Origin of the sequence: Aquimarina sp. AU474, from assembly GCF_900312815.1 — a bacterium.
Classification (GTDB): Bacteria; Bacteroidota; Bacteroidia; order Flavobacteriales; family Flavobacteriaceae; genus Aquimarina.
In genome coordinates, this window is record NZ_OMPE01000009.1 from 183,962 (window position 1) to 207,480 (window position 23,519).

20 protein-coding genes are annotated in these 23,519 nt (G+C 33.5%); 15 read left to right on the top strand and 5 right to left on the bottom strand.

Annotation, left to right across the window (positions count from 1 at the left end):
- Nucleotides 1–257: 257 nt before the first annotated feature.
- The 9 genes from rplM to asnS all read left to right on the top strand — a co-directional run bounded on the left by rplM (nt 258) and on the right by asnS (nt 12,042).
- Nucleotides 258–713: a 50S ribosomal protein L13 gene (gene rplM, locus DK508_RS14540; RefSeq protein WP_109301519.1), complete on the top strand. Its 456-nt coding sequence runs from the start codon at nt 258–260 to the stop codon at nt 711–713.
- On the top strand, nt 713–1,099 hold the full coding sequence (rpsI, locus tag DK508_RS14545) for a 30S ribosomal protein S9 (RefSeq protein WP_109301520.1): 387 nt from the start codon (nt 713–715) through the stop codon (nt 1,097–1,099). The genes rplM and rpsI overlap by 1 nt, the downstream gene beginning before the upstream one ends.
- 128 nt (nt 1,100–1,227) lie before the next feature.
- Complete coding sequence (rpsB, locus tag DK508_RS14550) at nt 1,228–2,079, top strand: 30S ribosomal protein S2 (protein WP_235016417.1); 852 nt, start codon at nt 1,228–1,230, stop codon at nt 2,077–2,079.
- A 159-nt stretch (nt 2,080–2,238) separates the two neighbouring features.
- Nucleotides 2,239–3,204 carry a translation elongation factor Ts gene (gene tsf, locus DK508_RS14555; RefSeq protein WP_109301521.1) on the top strand — a complete coding sequence of 322 codons (966 nt, stop codon included), beginning with the start codon at nt 2,239–2,241 and terminating at the stop codon, nt 3,202–3,204.
- Nucleotides 3,205–3,632: 428 nt separating this feature from the next.
- The gene (gene pyrH / locus DK508_RS14560) at nt 3,633–4,340 is read left to right on the top strand and encodes a UMP kinase (RefSeq protein WP_109301522.1); all 708 of its coding nucleotides are present in this window, start codon (nt 3,633–3,635) and stop codon (nt 4,338–4,340) included.
- A 46-nt stretch (nt 4,341–4,386) separates the two neighbouring features.
- Nucleotides 4,387–4,950 (top strand): ribosome recycling factor, encoded by a 564-nt coding sequence (gene frr, locus DK508_RS14565; protein ID WP_109301523.1) that lies wholly within the window; start codon nt 4,387–4,389, stop codon nt 4,948–4,950.
- 91 nt (nt 4,951–5,041) lie between these two features.
- Nucleotides 5,042–7,483 (top strand): DUF5686 family protein, encoded by a 2,442-nt coding sequence (locus DK508_RS14570; protein ID WP_109301524.1) that lies wholly within the window; start codon nt 5,042–5,044, stop codon nt 7,481–7,483.
- Between the two features lie 87 nt (nt 7,484–7,570).
- On the top strand, nt 7,571–9,976 hold the full coding sequence (locus tag DK508_RS14575) for an RND family transporter (protein WP_109301525.1): 2,406 nt from the start codon (nt 7,571–7,573) through the stop codon (nt 9,974–9,976).
- 623 nt (nt 9,977–10,599) lie between these two features.
- Nucleotides 10,600–12,042, top strand: a complete 1,443-nt coding sequence (gene asnS / locus DK508_RS14580) for an asparagine--tRNA ligase (protein WP_109301526.1) — start codon at nt 10,600–10,602, stop codon at nt 12,040–12,042.
- Nucleotides 12,043–12,159: 117 nt separating this feature from the next.
- Here asnS and DK508_RS14585 read toward each other — a convergent pair whose 3' ends face one another.
- From DK508_RS14585 to DK508_RS14605, 5 genes are all read right to left on the bottom strand, one after another.
- Complete coding sequence (locus tag DK508_RS14585) at nt 12,160–12,792, bottom strand: matrixin family metalloprotease (protein ID WP_109301527.1); 633 nt, start codon at nt 12,790–12,792, stop codon at nt 12,160–12,162.
- Nucleotides 12,793–13,801: 1,009 nt separating this feature from the next.
- A complete protein-coding gene (locus tag DK508_RS14590) occupies nt 13,802–14,383 on the bottom strand; it encodes a hypothetical protein (RefSeq protein ID WP_109301528.1) in 582 nt (193 codons plus the stop codon).
- On the bottom strand, nt 14,380–14,850 hold the full coding sequence (locus DK508_RS14595; protein WP_109301529.1) for an ankyrin repeat domain-containing protein: 471 nt from the start codon (nt 14,848–14,850) through the stop codon (nt 14,380–14,382). Before DK508_RS14595 ends, DK508_RS14590 begins: the two co-directional genes overlap by 4 nt.
- Before the next feature lie 183 nt (nt 14,851–15,033).
- Nucleotides 15,034–17,274 carry a catalase/peroxidase HPI gene (gene katG / locus DK508_RS14600; protein WP_109301530.1) on the bottom strand — a complete coding sequence of 747 codons (2,241 nt, stop codon included), beginning with the start codon at nt 17,272–17,274 and terminating at the stop codon, nt 15,034–15,036.
- Between the two features lie 279 nt (nt 17,275–17,553).
- Nucleotides 17,554–18,312: a helix-turn-helix domain-containing protein gene (locus DK508_RS14605; RefSeq protein ID WP_109301531.1), complete on the bottom strand. Its 759-nt coding sequence runs from the start codon at nt 18,310–18,312 to the stop codon at nt 17,554–17,556.
- 324 nt (nt 18,313–18,636) lie between these two features.
- Here DK508_RS14605 and DK508_RS14610 point away from each other — a divergent pair, with 324 nt between their 5' ends.
- The 6 genes from DK508_RS14610 (at nt 18,637) to DK508_RS14635 (ending at nt 23,511) form a co-directional block, all read left to right on the top strand.
- A complete protein-coding gene (locus DK508_RS14610) occupies nt 18,637–19,032 on the top strand; it encodes a molecular chaperone Tir (protein ID WP_109301532.1) in 396 nt (131 codons plus the stop codon).
- 3 nt (nt 19,033–19,035) lie between these two features.
- Entirely contained in the window at nt 19,036–19,749 is a 714-nt protein-coding gene (locus DK508_RS14615; protein WP_109301533.1) for a PspA/IM30 family protein, read from the top strand.
- 71 nt (nt 19,750–19,820) lie between these two features.
- Complete coding sequence (locus DK508_RS14620) at nt 19,821–20,135, top strand: YbjQ family protein (RefSeq protein ID WP_109301534.1); 315 nt, start codon at nt 19,821–19,823, stop codon at nt 20,133–20,135.
- A 160-nt stretch (nt 20,136–20,295) separates the two neighbouring features.
- Complete coding sequence (locus DK508_RS14625; RefSeq protein WP_109301535.1) at nt 20,296–21,021, top strand: hypothetical protein; 726 nt, start codon at nt 20,296–20,298, stop codon at nt 21,019–21,021.
- 7 nt (nt 21,022–21,028) lie between these two features.
- The gene (locus tag DK508_RS14630; RefSeq protein WP_109301536.1) at nt 21,029–23,095 is read left to right on the top strand and encodes a flotillin family protein; all 2,067 of its coding nucleotides are present in this window, start codon (nt 21,029–21,031) and stop codon (nt 23,093–23,095) included.
- Between the two features lie 167 nt (nt 23,096–23,262).
- The gene (locus DK508_RS14635) at nt 23,263–23,511 is read left to right on the top strand and encodes a hypothetical protein (RefSeq protein ID WP_109301537.1); all 249 of its coding nucleotides are present in this window, start codon (nt 23,263–23,265) and stop codon (nt 23,509–23,511) included.
- Nucleotides 23,512–23,519 lie beyond the last annotated feature (8 nt).

Sequence of the window (23,519 nt, forward strand, 5' to 3'; positions counted from 1 at the left end):
ATATATCTAAGATGACAGAAATTATCCAAGTTTGTCACACTTTGTTTTGTTTTTTAGTAAAAAATTAACAGGATTCACCCACAACTTCGGGCAAAATCAAAGAATAATTATCCCCTACATAGATCTCTCTGAAAACCAATACATCATCCAATAAAAATAATATCAACTTGCTGTTTGCTATATAAATATATAATTGTACATTTGCACCCCTATTTTATATAGGAAAAGGAATGTTTAATAAGTAAAAATTAATTAGTGTGGACACATTAAGTTACAAAACAGTATCTGCTAATAAAGCAACCGTTACCAAAGAATGGTTGCATATAGATGCTGAAGGACAGACTTTAGGACGTCTTTCTTCTGTAGTAGCTATTCTACTAAGAGGTAAGCACAAGCCTAGCTTTACCCCACACGTTGATTGCGGTGATAATGTTATCATTACAAACGCCGAAAAAATCAACTTAACAGGAAAAAAGTGGACAGATAAGTCATATATCCGTCATACTGGATATCCTGGAGGGCAAAGAAGTCTTACTGCTCAGGAATTATTCGATAAGAATCCAGAGCGTTTAATCGAAAAAGCGGTAAAAGGAATGTTACCTAAAAACAAATTAGGAGCAGCTTTATTTCGCAATTTAAAGGTATATGCAGGAGCAGAACACAATCAAGATGCTCAGCAGCCTAAAACTGTTAACTTAAACGAAGTTAAGTAATGGAAGTTATTCACAAAATTGGTCGTAGAAAAACGGCTGTAGCTAGAGTTTATCTTAAAGATGGTTCTGGAAAAATTACGGTTAATAAAAAAGACCTTAATGACTACTTCACTACTGGAACTTTACAATACAAAGTAAATCAGCCATTGACTTTAACAAGCAATGAAGATAAATACGATGTAACTGTAAACGTATATGGTGGAGGAATCACTGGACAAGCAGAAGCAGTTCGTTTAGCTATATCTAGAGCAGTATGCGAGTTAGATGAAGAAAACAGATCTATTCTTAAGCCAGAAGGTTTATTGACCAGAGATCCAAGAATGGTAGAGCGTAAGAAATTCGGTCAGAAGAAAGCTCGTAAGAAATTCCAGTTCTCTAAACGTTAATTTATTAAAACAGTATTTGTTGTTACCTCAATTAATTGAGGGGTTAGTTTAGCATCTAAATGCGCAAGGCCGTACAAACGTAGCCACTTGTGTATTGCTAATTCAACAGAACGTAAACTATTACAAAAATGGCAAACAATATCGAAGTAAAAGAATTACTTGATGCAGGTGTACACTTTGGTCACCTAACAAGAAGATGGGATCCAAACATGGCACCATATATCTATATGGAGCGTAATGGTATTCACATCATTAACTTATATAAAACTGCTGCAAAAATTGAAGAATCTAGTGAGGCTTTAAAAAAGATTGCAGCGTCCGGCAGAAAAATCCTTTTTGTTGCGACTAAAAAACAAGCAAAAGAAATCGTAGCCGAAAAAGCAAGTAAAGCCAATCAGCCATACATTACAGAAAGATGGCCTGGTGGTATGCTTACTAACTTTGTTACTATTCGTAAGGCAGTTAAAAAAATGGCAGCTATCGATAGAATGAAGAAAGACGGTACTTTTAATACACTTTCTAAGAAAGAGCGTTTACAGGTAGATCGTTTAAGAGCTAAGTTAGAAAAGAACCTTGGTTCTATTTCTGACATGACTCGTTTACCTGGTGCATTATTTGTTGTTGATATCACTCGTGAACATATCGCAGTTAAAGAAGCTCAGAAATTAAACATTCCAATTTTTGCAATGGTAGATACAAACTCTGACCCACGTCAAGTAGATTATCTAATCCCTGCAAATGATGATGCTTCTAAATCAATCGATAAAGTAATGACCTATGTTAGCGATGCTATCATTGAAGGGTTAAGCGAAAGAAAAGCTTCTAAAGAGGCTCCTAAGAAAGAAACTCCTGCAAAAGCTGAAGCAGCGCCAAAAGCTAAAGCAGCAGCACCAGCTCCAAAAGCTGAAGCAGCAGCGCCAGCTCCAAAAGCCGAAGTTGTGGCAGAAGTAGCAGAAGATGCAAAGCAAGAGGAAGAATAAACAGATTGACTGTTTACCAATCTTTAGAGATTAAGTTTTAGTTTTTTAAAGCGAAGCTTAACTTTAATATAAAATAGACGAGTCGTTTGGTTCTTTACTTTTGTAGTATGAATTAAGCGACTTGTTTTTTTAAACAAAACATTAAAATATTTAAACGACATGGTAAAGATTACCGCTGCAGAAGTAAACAAATTAAGAAAAGCAACAGGTGCAGGAATGATGGACTGCAAAAAAGCACTTGTAGAAGCCGAAGGTGATTTCGACAAAGCAATAGATGTATTACGTAAAAAAGGGCAAAAAGTAGCTGCTAAGAGAGCAGATCGTGAGTCTTCTGAGGGAGCTGCTATTGCAAAAATAAATGCAGATAATACTGCAGGCGTATCTATCGTTCTTGGTTGTGAAACAGACTTTGTTGGTAAAAACGAGAGCTTTGTTGCCTTAGCAAATCAATTAGCGGATCTTGCATTAAACTATTCTTCTAAAGAAGAGTTTTTATCCGCAGATTTTGGAGGAATGACTGTTGCTGAAAAACTAGTTGAGCAAACCGGTGTAATTGGTGAAAAATTAGAAATCAATGCATTTTCTAAGCTTGAAGCTCCTTACGTTGGTTCATATGTACACATAAATAAAATTGCTGCACTTGTTGGGTTATCTTCAAAAACAGATAAAGCTGATGTATTAGCAAAAGACCTAGCTATGCAGATTGCTTCTATGGGAGCTACTACACTTTCTTACAAAGATTTTGATCCAGCTTATGTTGCTTCAGAAACTGAAGCAAGGATTGCTGTAATCGAAAAAGACAATGAAGAATTAGGTCGTTTGGGTAAGACACTTAAAAATGTACCTCAATACATTTCTATGTCTCAATTAACTCCTGAAGTTTTGGCAAAAGCTGAAGATGATGCAAAAGCAGAATTAAAAGCTGAAGGTAAACCTGAACAAATCTGGGATAGAATTCTTCCTGGAAAAATGGAGCGTTTTATTTCAGATAACACAACTCTTGATAAAGAGCAGTGTTTACTAGACCAGGACTTTATTAAAGATGAAAAAATTAATGTTTCAAAATATGTTGAATCATATGGAGACGTTAATGTAACAGATTTTAAAAGAGTAATGTTAGGTTAATTCCAAAACATAAACATATTCTTCGCCATATGCGAAAATAAAAAAACCGCCTCCATAATGGAAGCGGTTTTTTTCTTCTTCTTCATTTATTGAAATATTTTTTACAAGACCTTTTATATTATAAAATCTTAAATTTCCCTAAGATCTTATCCCCCATTATTAAAGATCAACCCCCATTGATCTAAAATTAAAGACCTATAACAAAAAATATTTCTCATCCCCAGCACTTTTTTTTGTTTTCCTGAGGCAAACGTATAACATAATTCGAAGCCAATCAATACCTAGTACAGGGGAAAAAAACCCTTTTTTTGATTATCTACAGTAAACTTCAACAATTCGCCATCAAAACGAAAAAAAACACCTTTATTTTCTAAAGTATTTTCTAAATTAAGAATATCCCTATATTTGCACCACAGTTCAAAATCGCAATGAAATACAAAAGAATATTACTTAAACTATCTGGAGAAGCCCTTATGGGTGATCGCCAATACGGTATAGACCCAAAAAGGCTAGCCGAATATGCAAATGAAATCAAACAAATTACAGAAAAAGGAGTCCAAGTAGCTATTGTTATTGGTGGAGGTAATATTTTTAGAGGTGTAGCCGGAGCCAGCAAAGGAATGGATAGAGTTCAAGCAGACCACATGGGTATGCTCGCAACTGTAATTAATGGTTTAGCATTACAAAGTGCTCTAGAGGATTCTGAGATCCCTACAAGGTTACAATCGGCAGTGAAAATTAATGAAGTAGCCGAACCCTTTATAAGGAGAAGAGCTTTACGTCATCTTGAGAAGGGTCGTGTTGTTATTTTTGGTGGAGGAACCGGAAATCCGTATTTTACAACAGATTCTGCCGCAGTACTTAGAGCTATTGAGATTAATGCCGATGTTATTTTAAAAGGAACTAGAGTGGATGGAATTTACACATCCGATCCCGAAAAAAACGCAGATGCTACTAAATTTGATTTTATATCATTTGATGATGTATTGCGTAAAGGATTAAAAGTAATGGATACCACAGCGTTTACATTAAGTCAAGAAAATGAGTTACCAATAGTAGTTTTTGATATGAACAAAGCCGGAAACCTTTTAAAAGTAGTTTCTGGAGAATCAATAGGTACTCAAGTAAACCTTTAATCATATTGGCTTATTTTTTGATTAGTCAAAAGAAAAGAATTAAACAATGAACGAAGAAATAAATTTTATTCTGGATTCTACTAAAGAATCTATGCAGGCTGCCATAGGGCATTTAGAAAAAAAATTACTTAACATTAGAGCTGGTAAAGCTTCACCAGCAATGTTAGGGGGCGTAATGGTAGAATATTACGGTTCTCCAACACCATTAAATCAGGTAGGAAACGTAAGTACACCAGACGCAAGAACTATTTCAATACAGCCTTTTGAAAAGTCTTTAATTCCCGAAATTGAAAAAGGTATTATGGTTGCCAATCTCGGTTTTAATCCAATGAACAATGGAGAAAGTGTTATTATCAATGTGCCGCCGTTAACAGAAGAGCGCCGTAAAGATCTGGCAAAACAAGCCAAAGCGGAAGCAGAAGATTCTAAAGTTGGTGTACGAAATGATCGTAAAAATGCGAATAACGAAATCAAAAAATTAGAAAAAGATGGTTTATCTGAAGACATGGCCAAAAATACGGAGTTAGATGTCCAAGAAATGACCAATATCTATATTAAAAAGATTGATGAAATGCTTGCAAACAAAGAGACAGAAATCATGACAGTTTAAATCTCTTAAGCTATCCATAATAATATCTTAAAGCGTTTTCTAATTGGAAACGCTTTTTTGTATCTTCGTCTTTTTGAACGTCGTCGGTATAATGCGAAACAAATTTTTTTGTTTATTTCTTTTTTTACACTTTGTCACTATAGCTCAAATTAGCATTAGAGGTGTTATTATTGATGAAACGACCAATCAACCTCTTCCTTTTGCTACCATTAAAACGGATGAATTATCATATGCACTAACATCTGTTGATGGTGAGTTTATTATACGCTGTAAAACTTCTCCTGCAAATCTTACTATAAATTATCTAGGGTACCAATCCAAAACAATTGTAGTTCACGCCAAAGATAAAGGGAAAATCACAATTAAATTAAGCCCTGAAGAAGAGAGTCTTGATACTGTTAAAGTAGACAGCAAAGAGAATGTAGCTTCAAAAATAATACGAGAGGCTATACAACGAAAAAGGAAAAATGACCCAAAAAGATCATTAAAAAGCTATTCTTACAAAAGTTACAATAAATTTAAAATCACCGAAGACAATCAGGCTAAATTAAGCACTCAAGATACCACCAGCACCGATATAGAACGAATATTTAACGATGCACATTCATTTTTATCTGAAAAAATAAGTGGCCATAAGTTCAATCAAGGTATAGAAGAAAAAGAGACCGTTTTGGCTACCCGAATGACTGGTTTTGAAGAACCAGTTTACAACGTTTTAGGCATCAAAGTACAGTCCAACTCTTTATACAACGAAGATTATACAATATTTAATGATAAATTTATTGGACCATTATCCAATAGAGCACTCAGAAATTATTATTACAAAATACTAACTACAACACAGGATAAACGACCCGCTTTTGTTATTCTTTTTCAACCAAGAAAGTCAAAAAAGTATGCAAGTCTTGAAGGTGTGCTTTATATCGACATAAAAACTTTAGCCGTACAAAAAGCAGTTATTGAACTTAGAGGAGAGCTTAATGTTATGGCCAAACATGATTTCGAGCATTTCTCAAAAGAGAATATTTGGTTTCCAAAAAGCCAAGAAATCACTATACGTCCTGGAAATGGTCGTCAAAAAGTAAATCTCTTTGGCGGTAAGATATCTGTAGGTAGGCTCGGCATCGACCAAAAAAGTTTTACGGGAAATAATGATTTCTTGATATCTAAAACTGATTTGTTTGAAATCACATTGAACAATGTACCGCAAATAAAACAAAATCAACCAGCGATAAAAATTGATCCCGAAGCTAATCATAGAACCGAAGCATATTGGAGTCAATATCGTACCAGTGCGATCACTGAAAAAGATTTAAATTCATTCCCAATTGTTGACAGTATTGTAAAAGCTCAAAACATTAAACGTAGAATTAATGTTATTCAAAGTTTTAATATTGGATACTACCCTGTTGGCTTTTTTGATTTTGACCTCACCTATCCTATAAAATACAACAACTTTGAAGGGTTAAGACTTGGATTGGGAGGGTTAACTAACTCTAAGTTTTCTAATCGATTTAGAGTAGAAGGATATTTGGTTTATGGATTCAGAGATTCAAAATCCAAATTTGGTGTTGGCGGCGGCGTTATGGTCGATAAAAATTCGAGTTCGTGGTTTAACGTTAACTATACCGATGACATTAAAGAAGTTGGTAGTTTTCTTTACCTCACTGATAGAAGGGTATATTCTTTATTCGAACCAAGATTAGTAAATATCGACTTTTATTACAAACATAGAACCTGGAGTACTAGCTTACAACACCAGATCTCTCCCAAACTCCTCTCTGAAACTCAATTATCAGCGAGTAGTATTAATCAAACCGGTGGATATCAATTTTTAAACAATAACGAATTGTTTTCTGCATATAAAACTGCAGAAGCTACATTAGCATTACGATGGAGTCCATTTAGCAAGTTTTTAAAAACACCTAATGGTCTTAAAGAAATATATGATGGCTACCCAAAAATCACTGCCCAATATACTCAAGGGTTTAAAGGGGTTTTTGACAGCAATTTTAGCTATAGCAAAATTGGTGTTAAGGCCGAGTATGTGATTACTCGGATCAATCAATCTCGTACCAGTTTTTTATTAGAGGCTGACATTGCGAACGGAGACGTTCCATTAACACACTTATATCACGCTTATCCTAATGCTCCAACAAAAGAAACTGTATTACAACGGTTCTCTGTTGCCGGCAGAAGAACTTTTGAAACTATGTTTTTTGGAGAATTTTTTAGTGATAGATTAGCTACTCTACAAATAAAACACAGAATCGAACCTGTTAAAATAACCAGTTGGTTTAAACCAGAAGTAGTATTTATTACTAGGTATGCTATAGGTGATGTTAGTAATATTGAAAATCACCAAGGTGTTACATTTACCTCTTTGCAGGATCTCTATCAAGAATCGGGTTTTGAAATCAATAAATTATTTGCTGGTTTTGGATTAAGTTTTGCCTATCGATATGGAGCATATCACCTCCCCCGATTTGAGGATAATATCTCCTTCAAATTTACTTTCTATCTAAAACTTTAATGCTTTTAAGAATAAAAAATTTTCTTTCGGTTAATTCGTAAATAATAAACCTCCAAATCCTTACATTTGCAATTGGAAAATAAAGGAATGGCAAAATTATTCAGTTTCGGGTTTTGGAATGCACTGGCTGGAATTATACTTCGTAATAGAGCAGCAATATTTATAGTAATAATTGGTATTACAGTTTTTCTGGGATTTCAATGGAAAAACATGAGGTTTTCATACACTGAAGCCAATCTATTACCAGATGATCATGAGGTAAATATAGAATATCAAAAGTTTCTAGATAAATTTGGAGAAGAAGGGAACCTTATTGTTATGGCAATACAAGATAGTTCTCTATTTACTCCAAAAAAACTAAAAGCCTGGAATGATTTTAATGACTCTTTTAAAAATTATAATGAGATAGAACTTGTTATTTCTCTTGGAGATCTTAAAAAACTTAATAAAGAGGATAACCCTCCTCGCTTTGAAATGGTTCCGTTTATAAATGATTCTGTGTACACAGAAAAAAACGTTGCCAAATATCAATACGAATTGTTTAACAAACTTCCGTTTTACGAAGGATTGGTATACAGCAATAAATCACAAACAGTTCAAAGTGCACTATACCTAAAAAAGGATATTGTAAACACTCCTATTAGAAAAAAATTTATTGAAGATGTTCTCCAACCAAAAGTTACGGCTTTTGAAGCAGAATATAATATGGATGTCAAAGTTTCTGGTATGCCCTATATCCGAACCATGAATTCTCAAAATATCATGGACGAGATTTTGATCTTCATTTTGGCAGCTCTAGTAGTTACATCTCTTATATTTTTCTTTTTCTTCAGATCCTTTAGAGCCACTTTCATCTCGATGACTGCCGTAATTATTGGTGTAATGTGGGCTTTTGGGTTTCTAGGTCTTTTAGAATATGAAATCACAGTACTTACTGCAATTATTCCCCCTTTGGTCATAGTTATAGGTATTCCTAATTGTATTTTTCTAATCAATAAATATCAACAGGAAATAAAAAAACATGGCAATAAAGCAAAATCTTTACAAAGAGTAATAACCAAAGTTGGAAATGCAACATTGATGACCAACATTACTACGGCTGCGGGGTTTGCTACGTTTGCTTTAACAGAGAGTAAATTACTTAAGGAATTTGGTATCGTTGCTTCTCTAAATATTGTAGCTCTATTTATACTTTGCTTACTAGTTATTACTATCATTTATAGTTATATGCCTCAACCCAAAGAAAGGCATTTAAAACATTTAGGTAGGCGTTGGGTCGAGCGTTTGGTAGATTGGATGGAAGACATGGTAAAAACCAGAAGGGTAACCATCTATTTTTCGTCTGTTATTATTTTGATAGCCAGCATTATTGGTATTTATACCATAAAAGTATCTGGAAGTTTATTAGAAGACATGCCAAAATCAGCTGGGTTTTTTCAAGACATACAGTTTTTTGAAGATGAATTTGATGGCATTATGCCACTAGAAATACTAATAGATACCAAACGTAAACAAGGAGTTTTAAAGTTAGCAACCTTAAAACGTATGGAAAAGCTTCAGGGACTAATTGCAGAAACTCCGGAGTTATCTAAACCTATTTCGATAGTTAGTTTAGTAAAGTATTCGAAACAGGCATTTTATAATGGTAATCCAAAATATTATCAAATACCCACGAGCCAAGAAAGGAACTTTATTTTACCCTATGCCAAAAGTTTCGAATCCGAAGCTGGAGTTATGAAAAGCTATGTAGATTCTACAGGTCAATATGCCAGAATCACAACTTTTATGAAAGATGTAGGGACCGAAGAAATGGAACGTATTGAAGCTTCTTTACTCCCTCAAATAGAAAAAATATTTCCGAAGGAACGTTATAATGTTTCATTTACCGGTAAAGCTCTCGTTTTTCAAAAAGGAACAAAATATCTAGTCTGGAATCTTATCTTTTCTTTAGGATTGGCGATATTTCTTATTGCCCTATTTATGGCTTGGATGTTTAGGTCTTTCAAAATGATCATAATTTCTTTAATACCTAACCTTTTACCTCTATTAATGACAGCAGGGTTAATGGGATTTTTGGGAGTACCCATAAAACCTTCAACAATATTAGTCTTTAGTATTGCCTTTGGGATCTCTGTAGATGATACCATTCATTTTCTGGCAAAATACAGGCAAGAATTAAAATCTAACCATTGGAGAATTAGAAAATCTGTTTTCGCTTCTTTAAGAGAAACAGGAGTAAGTATGTTTTATACTTCTACTGTTTTGTTTTTTGGTTTTTCGGTATTTATGATATCAAGCTTTGGCGGTACCAAAGCTCTGGGAGGATTAGTATCAACAACCCTTCTTTTTGCAATGCTGGCTAATTTATTACTTCTACCGTCATTATTACTTTCTTTAGAACGTAGCATCGCAAACAAAAAAACGTTAAAAGAGCCTACCTTAAAAATCATTCCTAACGAAGAAGAAATCGAAGCTTCTGAAGAGCAAGAGTAATCTAGCAATTATTTTACCTACATTTTAGAAAAATAAAAAGCCCCGTTAGAAAACTAACGGGACTTCTGTAAGATAGATTACCCCAAAACCTATCGAACTAAACTTAACGTAAACACAATCGTCATAATTGCATATGCAAGATACTGTCCCTTTTTGTATTTTGAAATAGCACCATGGGGGGAAAAATCCCCTTTTTTGCAAAAAACGTCAAACTTTAACATTATTTAAACTTGTAAAATTCAACAAGAATATAATTAAACAACTGATTAACAGTTTCTTATTACGTTATTTAAAATCTATTTAAACTTTATTTTTTTCTATAAAAAAACTTCAAAAAGGTAATTTTCACCCTAAAAAACTTCTTTTCATTCCGTTTATCATCTAATCGAGCTTTCAAAAAACGTCAGATATTTAAATTTTTAAATATTGATTTTTAATAATCAAAAAGGATACCAAACCATTTTGTAAGGAAAAATGGTTTTTGAATTCCTAAGATTACGCTCCAATCGGATTAAAAAATTATCTTTGCTACCTCAAATTTTATTCATTGCAAGGTTTCCTGATCTTAATACTTTGTAGAGAAATAAAATTATAACTTAATTATACAAGAAAATAGTATTATAATGAAGCATACTAAAGTAATAGACGTACTACAGAGTGATAAACTATTACAACCTATTGTTATAAAGGGATGGGTTCGTTCTTTTCGAAATGATCGTTTTATTGCGATAAATGATGGGTCGACGATAAATAATATCCAATGCGTTATAGAAGACAACGTTATTGACGCTTCTATTCAGGAAAGAATTAATGTAGGTGCAGCTTTGGTTGTTCAAGGTATTTTGACAGAAAGCCAAGGGAAAGGTCAACGAGTAGAGGTTCAAGTTTCTAATATCCAAATTGAAGGAGATGCAGATCCAGAAGAATTAAAATTAACAATTTTATCACCAAAGCGTCATAGCTTAGAAAAGTTACGAGAACAAGCTCATTTAAGAGTGCGAACCAATACGTTTGGAGCGATTATGCGAGTGCGTTCAAAATTATCTTTTGCGATACATGAGTATTTTCAAAAAAATGATTTTTACTATGTGCATACACCTGTAATTACAAAAAGTGATGCAGAAGGTGCTGGTGAATCTTTTAAAGTCACTAACCTTGATCTCAACAATATTTCAAAAGATGAAAATGGAGAGATTAATTATAAAGAAGATTTCTTTGGTGATGAAACTAACCTTACCGTTTCTGGTCAATTAGAGGCAGAAACGTATGCTATGGGCTTAGGTCAAGTCTATACTTTTGGGCCAACTTTTAGGGCAGAAAACTCAAATACTTCACGCCATTTGGCAGAGTTTTGGATGGTAGAACCAGAGGTAGCGTTTTGCGATCTAGACGGAAATATGGATCTCGCCGAGGATTTTATCAAATATGTTATTCAATATGCGCTAGATAACTGTAAAGACGATTTAGAATTTTTAGAAAATCGTTTAGTGCAAGAAGATAAACAAAAGCCTCAGGCAGAGCGAGCAGAAATGTTACTTAGAGATAAGCTTAAATTTATTTTAGAAAATAACTTTAAACGTGTTAGCTATACTGAAGCTATTGAAATACTTCAGCTATCTAAACCTAATAAAAAGAAAAAATTCAAATTCCCAATCGATGGATGGGGTGCTGATTTACAAAGTGAACATGAAAGATTTTTAGTAGAGAAGCATTTTAAATGCCCAGTAATTTTATTTGATTACCCTGCCGATATTAAATCTTTTTACATGCGATTAAATGAAGATGGGAAAACAGTAAGGGCTATGGACATCCTTTTTCCTGGGATAGGAGAGATCGTAGGAGGTTCTCAGCGTGAAGAACGATTAGATGTGCTAAAAGAAAAAATGGCCGCTCTAGATATCCCTGAAGAAGATTTGTGGTGGTATTTAGATACACGTCGCTTTGGAACATGTGTCCATAGTGGTTTTGGACTTGGTTTTGAACGTTTGGTGTTATTTGTTACAGGAATGGGTAATATTAGAGATGTAATTCCTTATCCAAGAACACCTCTTAATGCAGAATTCTAAGAAGAAAAGTACTAAAAGAAGTATTAAAACTATGGGGCTCATTAATATTAATGAGCCCCATAGTTTATTTGTACTAACAATATGCATATGTTTTTTATAGTTTATAAAACCCGTTGATTATCTAGCAGAAATTGATTTACCATACTTCAATTCGTCAATTCTTTTCTTCATTTTATCTTCTTGGTTTCCATTAAATACCTGTCTTGACTGCTTATCTAATGTTGTGCTCATTATATTTTTAACTTCATCATTATGAAATAATCCTAAAGAATGACCAATTTCATGTGGACTAGTAGACGTAAACAAGTTTTCATATGTTAACAATACTCTTTGGATTCTTCCCATCCCAGCAATTCCAATGATATTAGATCTTTTTATAATATATATATTGATTTTATCTTCTTCATAAGAATCTTGAGTTTGCATAAAAAATGTACTTGGTTCAGAACCTTGATTATCCCTTAAGTCATAAAGCTCACTATTAATTAAAACTCTAGATTCACCCAACTCTAATCCAATACCATAACGATGAAAATAATAACCATTCAAATATTCAATAAATTCTCCTTCATCTAAATTATATGATGATTTATCTGAAGTTTCCTCTGTTTCTACATAAAAAATATTAACCTTAATTGTTCTCTCAGGATTTTCTACAAACATTATTCCCATGTCCTCTGGACCGTGATCATCGTCATGACTGCATGCTAAAAAAGGAAGAATCAACATAAATATTAGTAACTTTTTCATTATTTGGGTGTATTTGGGTTTTTTGATTTTTTTAATTCATCCAGTTCTTTTATCATAAGTGACACGTTTAAAATTGGGCACTAGAAATCTGTATAAGAAAGAAACACTCTTAATTATAGCTTGACGACTGAATGTAAACTACTATGGTAGTTTGAACTCTGAAATATTATTGCGTTACCTAAATTATTTCTGAAACGAAATAATTATAGTTGAAGATCAATAGTAACAATTCAAAGGGTATTAAGAATTGTATACGTATACTAACCATAAAACAAAAATGATGCTTTCAATTTCTGTTTTCGAAATTGAAAATAAAATTCATTATTCTGATTGGTGATGTGTGAATTAGAAATTAAAATAGGTTTCGTCATTTTTTTAAGATTTGAGAATACTCCCGAGGTAAATGAAGTATTAAATATGTAAAAGAAAAGACTCCTTACTTTTTTTAGTCTATATTCTTTTAATTAATTAATGTTAAACATTCTTCTGGGGCTTAGAAGATCATTTGACATTTTGACGAATTACTCAAATATTGATTGATCGTAACATACTAGTTATCAATACATCTTAAAATTAATAGATGTATGGCTATATCCGTATGTGGTCTGGTCATATTTCTTTTACGGTTTTACCGTAAAAGATAGCTTATAATCGATAAACAAAGGGCTATACGTCGAATGTTAAATATTTAGACGAAGGAATAATCTTACTTTTTTATGGAAATCCATATTTTTTAGTAAGAATTTTAGTCTAAAGAGAGGGGATAAAACCCCTTTTTTTCCAAATTACGCTTCTTCAATAACACGTTAAAAACCAAACAATTATGAAAAAAACGTCAAATCACGTAAGAATATCAAAAAAATCTTTAAAATATTGTAGTCTAGAAGTTTAAAAATATTTCGAAATAAAATGCAATTTGATCACTATTATTTGTTGATCAAACTAACAATATGACAAACAAATACTTAGGATACTATTTCTCTAACAATCTTTTAATTTAAAGGAAATTTTAATTATGATGTTTTTTAAGTAAGATTTCTGAAATTAAGTCATTAATAATCATATTTTCAGAATTTGAATCCTGTCGCCTATTCTTGGCTCTCTCTATTTTTTTTTGATGTGGTATTTTTCCTGCTTCGGTCAAAAATTCAAAGACTTCTTCAAAAAAACCATTCAGAATAGGGATTACATATTTACTGGATGTATTGGTTTCTTGCAAACGGAGAAACTTCTTCGTGTAAGCAAGAAAAATTTGAGGATATTGAGCAAAAGTTAAAAGTGCTTCACAAAAACTCTTACACACTTCTTCTTCATTAAAATTATTCTTAAACTTAAGTTTTGCTTGATCAATATGCTTTATAGTATATAATAAAACACTTTCTCTTATAAAAGTACTATAGTCATTATTTGAGTAATAGTACACCTCCATACCGATATTAGTATTAATAACCACTACCTCGTTCCCTATATTCTCTTTTAGAAAAGATTCAAAGATCGCCACAGTAGTAAAGGACATTAATAAACGTCTTTTAATATCTGTAGATCTAATATTTACAGATTTGATGCTATATAATTCTTTATCAATACTCACTTCGCGCTATTAAATAATTTTGAGATTTCTTCTCCTTGGTTTTCCGCATGCATTTGAGCTGTATATCCTTTATTATCTTTTGCATCGATATCTACTCCATGTTCTAGCAGTAGATTAATAATTTCTTTTTGTCCAAATGTTGTAGCATAAATTAGTGCAGTTGCACCATTATAATTCTTATGATTTACATCTGCCCCAGAGTTTATCAAAAGCTTTGCAATAGTATAATAACCCTTAAAACAAACTCCCATCAAAGCAGTATTGCCGGCACTATCCTGTACATTAATATCGGGTTGATAACTCAAAATAATTTTTGTCATTTCTTCTAAACCATAATAAGATGCCAAAAGTAAAGGTGTAGAACCCCTTGAGTCTTTTTTGTTTACAAGTTGAGGCGCCCGCTTCAAAACTGCCCGAACCTGATTAACTTCATCAGATCTAATTGCATTAAATATATCTTCTATCATTTTTGCCTGAATATTTTTTATCTATATAAAATAGTCGGGATTCTTATTAAACTATCTATAAGATTCCCGACTAGATTCTAATTAACAAAATTTATAATTTCTATTATCAAATACGTACTAAATATAAGGAATTCGATATCTAATACCTAGATTATTGTATTTCGATGTATATGATCCACAATACTATGCCTGATCAAAGCGATCAAGGTCCATAACCTTAGACCAGGTCGCAACAAAATGATTAATGAACTGTTCTTGCGCATCTCTAGAGCCATAAACCTCAGCAAGTGCTCTTAGCTCAGAATTTGATCCAAAAATTAGATCAACTCTACTTCCCATCCATTTAAGTTCGCCTGTAATTCGATCTCTACCTTCAAACGTATCATCACTAGCAGAAGTTGCTTGCCAGGTAGTTCTTAAATCCAATAAGTTTATAAAGAAATCATTCGTCAATGCTTCTTTTTTATCTGTAAACACACCATGATTAGAATGATCTGCATTGGTTCCTAGAACACGCATACCTCCTACCAAAACTGTCATCTCTGGCGCTGTTAATGTCAATAAATTTGCGCGATCAATTAGCATTTCTTCAGCCGATACTTTAAATTGATTTTTTTGATAATTACGGAAACCATCTGCTACTGGAGCCAATGCAGCAAAAGAAGTTACATCCGTTTGCTCTTGTGAAGCATCCATACGTCCAGGAGTAAAAGGTACTGTAACGTTATGACCCGCATTTCTAATAGCCTCTTCGATACCAGCAGCACCTCCAAGAACAATCAAATCAGCAATAGAAACCGTTTTCCCTTTTGCATTAAATTCTTTTTGAACCCCTTCTAGCACCTCTAAAACTTTTGTAAGTTGCGCTGGGTTATTTACTTCCCAATCTTTTTGCGGCGCTAATCTAATACGACCACCATTTGCTCCACCTCTTTTGTCAGAACCACGAAATGTAGATGCAGACGCCCAAGCTGTACTTACTAATTGAGAAATTGTAAGTCCAGAAGCCAAGATTATTTTCTTTAATGAAGTTATCTCTGCATCATTTATTAATTCATGATTAACAACCGGAATAGGATCTTGCCAAATCATTTCTTCTTTAGGAATTTCAGGTCCAAGATAAAGCGCTACTGGCCCCATATCTCTATGCGTTAACTTAAACCAAGCACGTGCAAATGCATCCTCAAAAGCAGCATGATCATTACGGAAACGCTTCGAAATTTCAAGATAGGCTGGATCTATTTTAAGTGCCATATCTGCAGTAGTCATCATAAGCGCTTGTGTCTTTGATGCATCTCCAGCTGCTGGTGCAATATCGGCATTAGATGCAGATGTAGGCGTCCATTGATGTGCTCCTGCAGGGCTTTTTGTTAGTTCCCAATCATAGTCCAATAATACTCTAAAGTAATCATGATCCCATTTTGTTGGATCCGGAGTCCAGGCTCCTTCAATACCACTTGTAATCGTATCATCTCCATGACCACTACCAAATGTGTTTTTCCAACCTAAACTTTGCTCTTCAATGCCTGCTCCCGCTGGCTCCGCTCCAACATATTTATCTGGATCGGCCGCACCATGTGCCTTTCCAAAGGTATGCCCTCCAGCAACCAATGCCACAGTTTCTTCATCATTCATTGCCATACGACCAAAAGTCTCACGAATATCTATACCTGATGCCATAGGATCAGGCTTTCCATTTGGGCCTTCTGGATTTACATATATAAGTCCCATATGTACAGCTCCAAGTGTACTTTCTAATTCTCCATCATCATATCGTTCATCATTACCAAGCCATTCCTTTTCAGAACCCCAATATATATCTTGTTCTGGCTCCCAAATATCTTCACGTCCACCTGCAAAACCAAATGTTTCAAACCCCATAGATTCCAAAGCACAGTTTCCTGCTAGAATCATAAGATCTGCCCAAGAGATTTTTCTGCCATATTTCTGTTTTATTGGCCATAATAATAAACGTGCCTTATCAAGATTCCCATTATCAGGCCAACTATTAAGTGGCGCGAAACGTTGTGATCCAGAACCAGCTCCTCCTCGACCATCTTGAATACGATATGTACCTGCACTGTGCCAAGCCATACGAATAAAAAGTCCTCCGTAATGACCATAATCAGCAGGCCACCAATCTTGAGAATCTGTCATAAGATCATAAAGATCTTTTTTTACCGCTGCCAAATCAAGTGCCTTAAATTCTTCAGCATAGTTAAAATCATCCCCCATAGGGTTAGACAACTCAGAATTTTGTCTAAGAATATTTAACTTTAATTGATTTGGCCACCAATCTCGATTCGAAGTACCACTACCAGCACCCTGCTTTAAAGAGCCGTTCAAAAAAGGACACATTCCCTCGGCATTAGCGGTATGATTTGAACCGTGAGATGATGTGCTTGTTTGATTGTTATTTTCCATATTAAAAGTTTAAAAGAGTTTATAAGTTTTAGAACACTTAAAAATACAATAAACTTTTCTTATAACTAAAAAAATTTCTATATATAAAATTTATTCAGCTATTTAATGCATTTATATTAAACTACATTAAAATCACTACAAAAGTATAAGGTACCGAAATCTATAAGAACAAATTTCTTTAGACTCTTAAAACATATACTATACGTATAGCAAGATATTACAATATAACGGAGCGGGTAATTAAATATAAAAAGTGCATAGTAGGTTCACTTGACTGTATTATCCCAGTTTATTTTTCATTTTAAGCAACTCCTGCTCTATCATAAGCAATTTATCTTCTACATGGTCTCCAAATTCTGGAATACGTTTACAAAAAACATATCGTACTCGCCACATCTCCTTAATATCTGATAACGGATATTCTTCATCTTCGATATTTTTGTGATCTGCTCTAAGTACTACATTACTTTTAGTAATGTATAATCTTCTAAAAATTAATTTATCGTCTACAATTACAAAAACAAGAGTTCCGTTATTTAATTTTTTCATTACATCAGGCGGAACATTTTCACCAATCACAACATCTTTAGGATAAAAGCCTCGATCATGAGATGTCATTTCTAAATTGCTCACGGTATATCCTCTAAATTCTTTTGCTGGATTTACAGGCAATTGAATTGTAGGCAATTCTTTTATAAATACTTCCTTATCATATAATGACACATAATCATTTGCTGTATTTTCTGTAATACAAGGTATATATGTAAATTGTTCTCGTATGACATCTTCTGCATAAGTAGTAAGATCTCCTTTAAACTTTAGAAGCTCATTAACTGTCAATTCGTTTGTTAATATATCATCAATTTGTATGCTAAAATGATTAGCAATTTTAATAATAGTTTCTATTTTAGGTTCGCTTCTCCCCTCTTCATATGCCCCCAAAGTCCCTCTTTTCAAGTCAAAAAGCTCTGCAAATGCTTGTTGACTCAATCCTTTTACACCGCGAATTTTTTTTATGTTTTTTCCGAAAAATGACATTTTTGCTAATTTTATTTGCAATTATAAAAAATAATCGTACATTTACACTAACAATATTAGCTAATATCTTATTAAAAAGCTAATTTTAGTAGAAATACTTTTTTGTTTTTATTCTTTTACAAGGGGACACAGAGGACTATACTAAAAATTTTAGCAAAACAACTAATTATTAATTTTAATCATCATACCCATGATAGCACTTATTATATATCTAGCGAATTTAGCTAAAGATATTGCAGAAAAGTTTTGTGACTTTTTGTAATATTGATATCCCATCACACAATCAATACATATCACTAATAATCAATCAAAATAAACCATCTCATGGAAGATCATTTTCAAATGGTGAAAGATTTTTTAATTGAACTCAATTATAATATTATTCACGAAAACAAAGCAGAGGGAATCCTTATGATTAGTAAGGAAAATGAAGGTATCAAAAACATGATTCTTGGAGTTGCGCCACCTATTTTAATTATGGAACAACACATCTTTAACATTAAAAACAAAAACGAAGAAGTATACAAGAGTTTGCTTCAGAAAAATAGGGATATTGTTCATGGAGCTTTTGTTCTTGATCATACTGGTGAAAAAGTAATCTTTCGAGATACGCTGCAAATAGAAAACTTAGATTTAAATGAACTAGAAGGCTCTCTGAATTCCTTAGGTTTATTATTAAGCGAATATTCAGAACAAATTATCAATTTTTCAAAATATTAAATTATGAACTTTTTTAAACGATTATTCAAAATAGGAGAAGCAGAAGCACATTCTGCAATTGACAAGATGGAAGATCCTATCAAGATGACCGAACAAGGTATACGTGATATGAAAATAGATCTGGAAAAAAGCTTAGAAGCCCTAGCACAAGTAAAAGCTTTGGCTATTAGGGCCAAAAATGATACTGATGAATTTGCCGCAAAAGCTGAAGATTACCAACAAAAAGCTATGCTTATTCTAAAAAAAGCACAGAATGGTGATTTAGATACCGTAGAAGCAGATCGTTTGGCAAAAGAAGCTTTAGTCAAAAAAGAAGAGGCTATTCAACATGTTTCTCGAAGCAAAGGTGAATCTGAAAAGTTTAATAAATCTGTAGATCAATTAGAAAAAAATGTACAGGAAATTAAACAAAATATCAGTAAGTGGGAAAACGAATTAAAAACACTAAAAGCTCGTGTTAAAGTTTCTAAAGCTACTAAAAATCTAAACAAGCAAATGGCCGAGATCGATAGTTCTAGTACTGTAACAATGTTAGAGCGCATGAAAGACAAGGTTAATCAAGAAGAAGCTTTGGCAGAAGCTTATGGAGATATTGCAAACGCATCTAAGTCTATTGATGAAGAGATTGACAAGGCAATAGATGTAACAGAAGCGAATGCCGAAGATGATTTGGAAAAATTAAAAGAACAACTAGGAATCAATAAGAAAAAGAAATGATCAAACTATAGTATGGTTTATTCTTTTCTCAAGTTGACCACATTTTTGAAGTTAACATTAAAACAAGAAAAATGATACTTTCAACAACATCCACTGTACCCAATAAAGAGGTGTTTGAAATATTGGGTATCGCTCGCGGAAGCACCGTAAGAGCAAGAAATATAGGTAGAGATGTCTTTGCCGGACTTAAAAATATTGTAGGAGGAGAAATCGAGGAATACACAAAGCTTCAGGCGCATTCGCGAGAACAAGCAATGCAGCGAATGACACAAGATGCAAAAAATTTAGGCGCAGATGCGGTAATAAATATACGACTCACGACATCAATGGTTATGCAAGGCGCATCAGAAATACTTGCATATGGTACTGCAGTGAAATTAAAATAAATAAATGATGGAAACTGTAGCCTTATGCATATATGGTTTAATCTGGGTCGGAATTCTCGCCACATTGGTTTATTTGGCCATTAGGAGAATCCGTATTAAAGAAACCGAAAATTTTGAGAAAAGAGATAATTAAAGAACACTAACTTAATATACCTAACCCTTGAAAGAATTATTCGACATAGCCATTTCGATAGTTAATTTACCCTTAACTATCCTGTTTGGATTACTTATCCTGTATTGGTTACTAACCACCTTAACAGGAATGGATCTTGATTTCTTTGATGCGGATATAGATATCGACATAGATGCCGATATGGATGCCGATGTAGATTTGGATACCGATTTTGATGCCAGAGCAAATTTAGACATTCAAGATATCTCGAATACAGAAGTAAAAAAAGAAGATGTTGTTCGAAGAAGAGGAAAGTTAAATTTCTTTCAAATATTTCTTATCTATTTCAATTTTGTTGGCTTACCATTTATGTTCACTTTTAGTTTTTTTGTACTATTCTGGTGGGCTATTACTATGGCAGGAACATCAATAACACATAGTTATGATAATGATTTTGGTTTTATTTTCTTTTTCGGAGGCATCATACCAGCATTATTCTTAACAAAAATATTTACTACTCCTTTTAAACGGTTTTTTACCAATTTTAATAATAAAGGTGAAAGCGCTTTAGAATTATTAGGCCGGCAAGGAGTATTACAAAGCCCTTTATCAGGAGAAAAAATATCCACTTTAGAAGTTAAAATTCAATCAGATCCAATTAAGGTAATGGTACAATCTAAGGACGGAATGGAAATCCCGGCAAATACCCCGGTAGAAATCATAAATCAAGTAAAAAACAAACAACTATATATCATTCAACCATTAAACTATTAATCTTATTATGAGCAACATAGCAAACATAGCCATCATCGTGGTGGTCGCATTAGTACTTCTAATAGTACTATATTTTATAATCATCGCCATTTTCTACAGAAAGATCCCTCAGGGAGAATCACTTGTGCGTACAGGTTTTGGGGGAACTGCCGTAGCATTCGACAAAGGGTTGTATGTTATCCCTGTACTTCACAAAGTAGAAATTATGGATATATCTATCAAAAAGATAGAGATCGAACGAACCGGAGTTAATGGGTTGATATGTAAGGACAATATTAGAGCAGATATCAAAGTGGCTTTCTTTGTGAGAGTAAACAAATCTGTAGAGGATATTATTAATGTAGCACAAACCATTGGTTGTAATCGTGCTTCAGAGATAGATACTTTACGAAGTCTTTTTGATGCCAAATTTTCTGAAGCATTAAAAACAGTTGGTAAAAAATTCGAGTTTGTAGAACTTTATGAAGCGAGACGAGAATTTAGAGACGAAATTGTAAACATTATAGGAACAGACCTAAATGGATATATCCTTGATGACTGTGCTATTGATGATCTAGAGCAAACTTCTCTTGGTGTAATGAAAGCTGATAATATTCTAGATGCCGAAGGGATTAAGAAGATTACAGAACTTACCGCAGCACAAAATATAAAGTCTAATTTAATTAAACGCGATGAAGAAAAAATCATCCGCAAACAAGATGTAGAAGCTCGTGAAGCCATTCTAGAGCTAGATAAACAATTAGCAGAAAAAGAAGAACAACAAAAACGTGAAATTGCAAATATCAAATCTCGTGAAGAAGCAGAAACTTTAAAAGTATCTGAAGAAGAACGTTTAAAATCTGAATCTGCACGTATAAGCACTGAAGAAAAAGTGCAAGTAGCTGAAGAGAACATGCAACGCCAGATTATTGTAGCTTCTAAAAACAAACAACGTACAGAAGCTGTTGAAACAGAAAGAGTAGAGAAAGATAGAATGCTAGAGGCTACAGAACGTGAAAGAATAGTGACCTTGGCTCAAATCGAAAAAGAGAAAGTAGTAGAGGTCGAGAAAAAGAACATCCAAGATGTAATACGCGATCGCGTAATGTTGGAAAAAGGTGTTGTCGAAGAGCAAGAAAACATGAAAGATATTGAAGCTTTCAAAACTGCCGATCGTGATAAGCAAGTAAAAATCACTATTGCCGAAGCCAATGCAGAAGAAGCTTTAATAAGTACTATAAAAGCCGCTGAAGCACAAAAAGAAGCAGCTAAGCAAAAAGCAGAAGAAATCAACATCGAAGCGCAAGCTCAAAAAGAGGCTAGCGAAAAAGAAGCAGAAGCTCGTAAGACTCTTGCCGAAGCACAAGCCAAAGAAGAAGCAACTATGGGTATGTCTGAAGCGCAAGTAATGCATGCAAAAGCTGATGCCCGTGAACGTGAAGGATTAGTAGAAGCTATTGTTATCGAGAAGAAAGCAAGAGCTGAAGCCGCGGGTATTCAAGCTAAAGCTGAAGCCGTTCGTGAAGAAGGATTAGCAGAAGCAGAAGTAATCAAAGAAAAAGCACTTGCAGATGCTGCCGGAATTGAAGAGAAAGCAGAAGCGATGAAAAAACTTGATGGTGTTGGTAAAGAACATGAAGAGTTTAAACTACGTTTGGATAAAGAATTACAAGTTGATCTTGCACATATCAATATCCAAAAAGAAATTGCCGATGCTCAAGCTGAAGTTATAGGCGAGGCTCTTAAAGCTGCCAATATTGATATCGTAGGTGGTGAGACAATGTTCTTTGACCAAATTGTTGGACAGATTACAAGAGCTAAAGGAATTGATAGATTGGTACAACACTCTGATAATATCCAGGATGTAAAAGATGCCATTTTAGGTAGTGAAGATGTTAAGGGAAATCTTTTAGAAAAGATCAAAGAATTTGCAACCAAATATGGGGTCTCTTCTGAAGATATTAAAAATCTAACCATTGCCAACATTTTAGTAGATCTAAAGCAGAAAACTACAGATCCTGATGAAAATAATCTATTTACCAATTTGTATAATTTGGCAAAAGGATTAGGACTTTCTGATAAAAAACTGAAGTAATACATTTCCTCTTTTTAAGAGAATTAAATAGAGGGTGGTAATCCCATCCTCTATTTTCAATCAAAACTTTATGAAAATTATCATAACGACATTCTCAAACCCATAAAAGTTTTCCCATTCTGGGAAGACCAGGATGGGAATTGTTTAACTTTTAATACGGTTTAATTATGGGTATTGCAGCAATGATAACTTCGATTAAATTTAACGATCGAAGAAATAAAAGAGATGCTTTTGATGGGTGGACACCATCAGACAAAGAAAGTCAAGGTATAAAGGTAGAGCCTGTTTCAGAAGAGACATTACAAAAGATTAGAGTCAAATTAAAAAGACAAAGGTTTGTAGTTTTTAAAAAACAATTGGTAACCTGCATAATAACGATCACTCTTTTGACCTGTATTATCGCATATTTGATATAAAACATTAC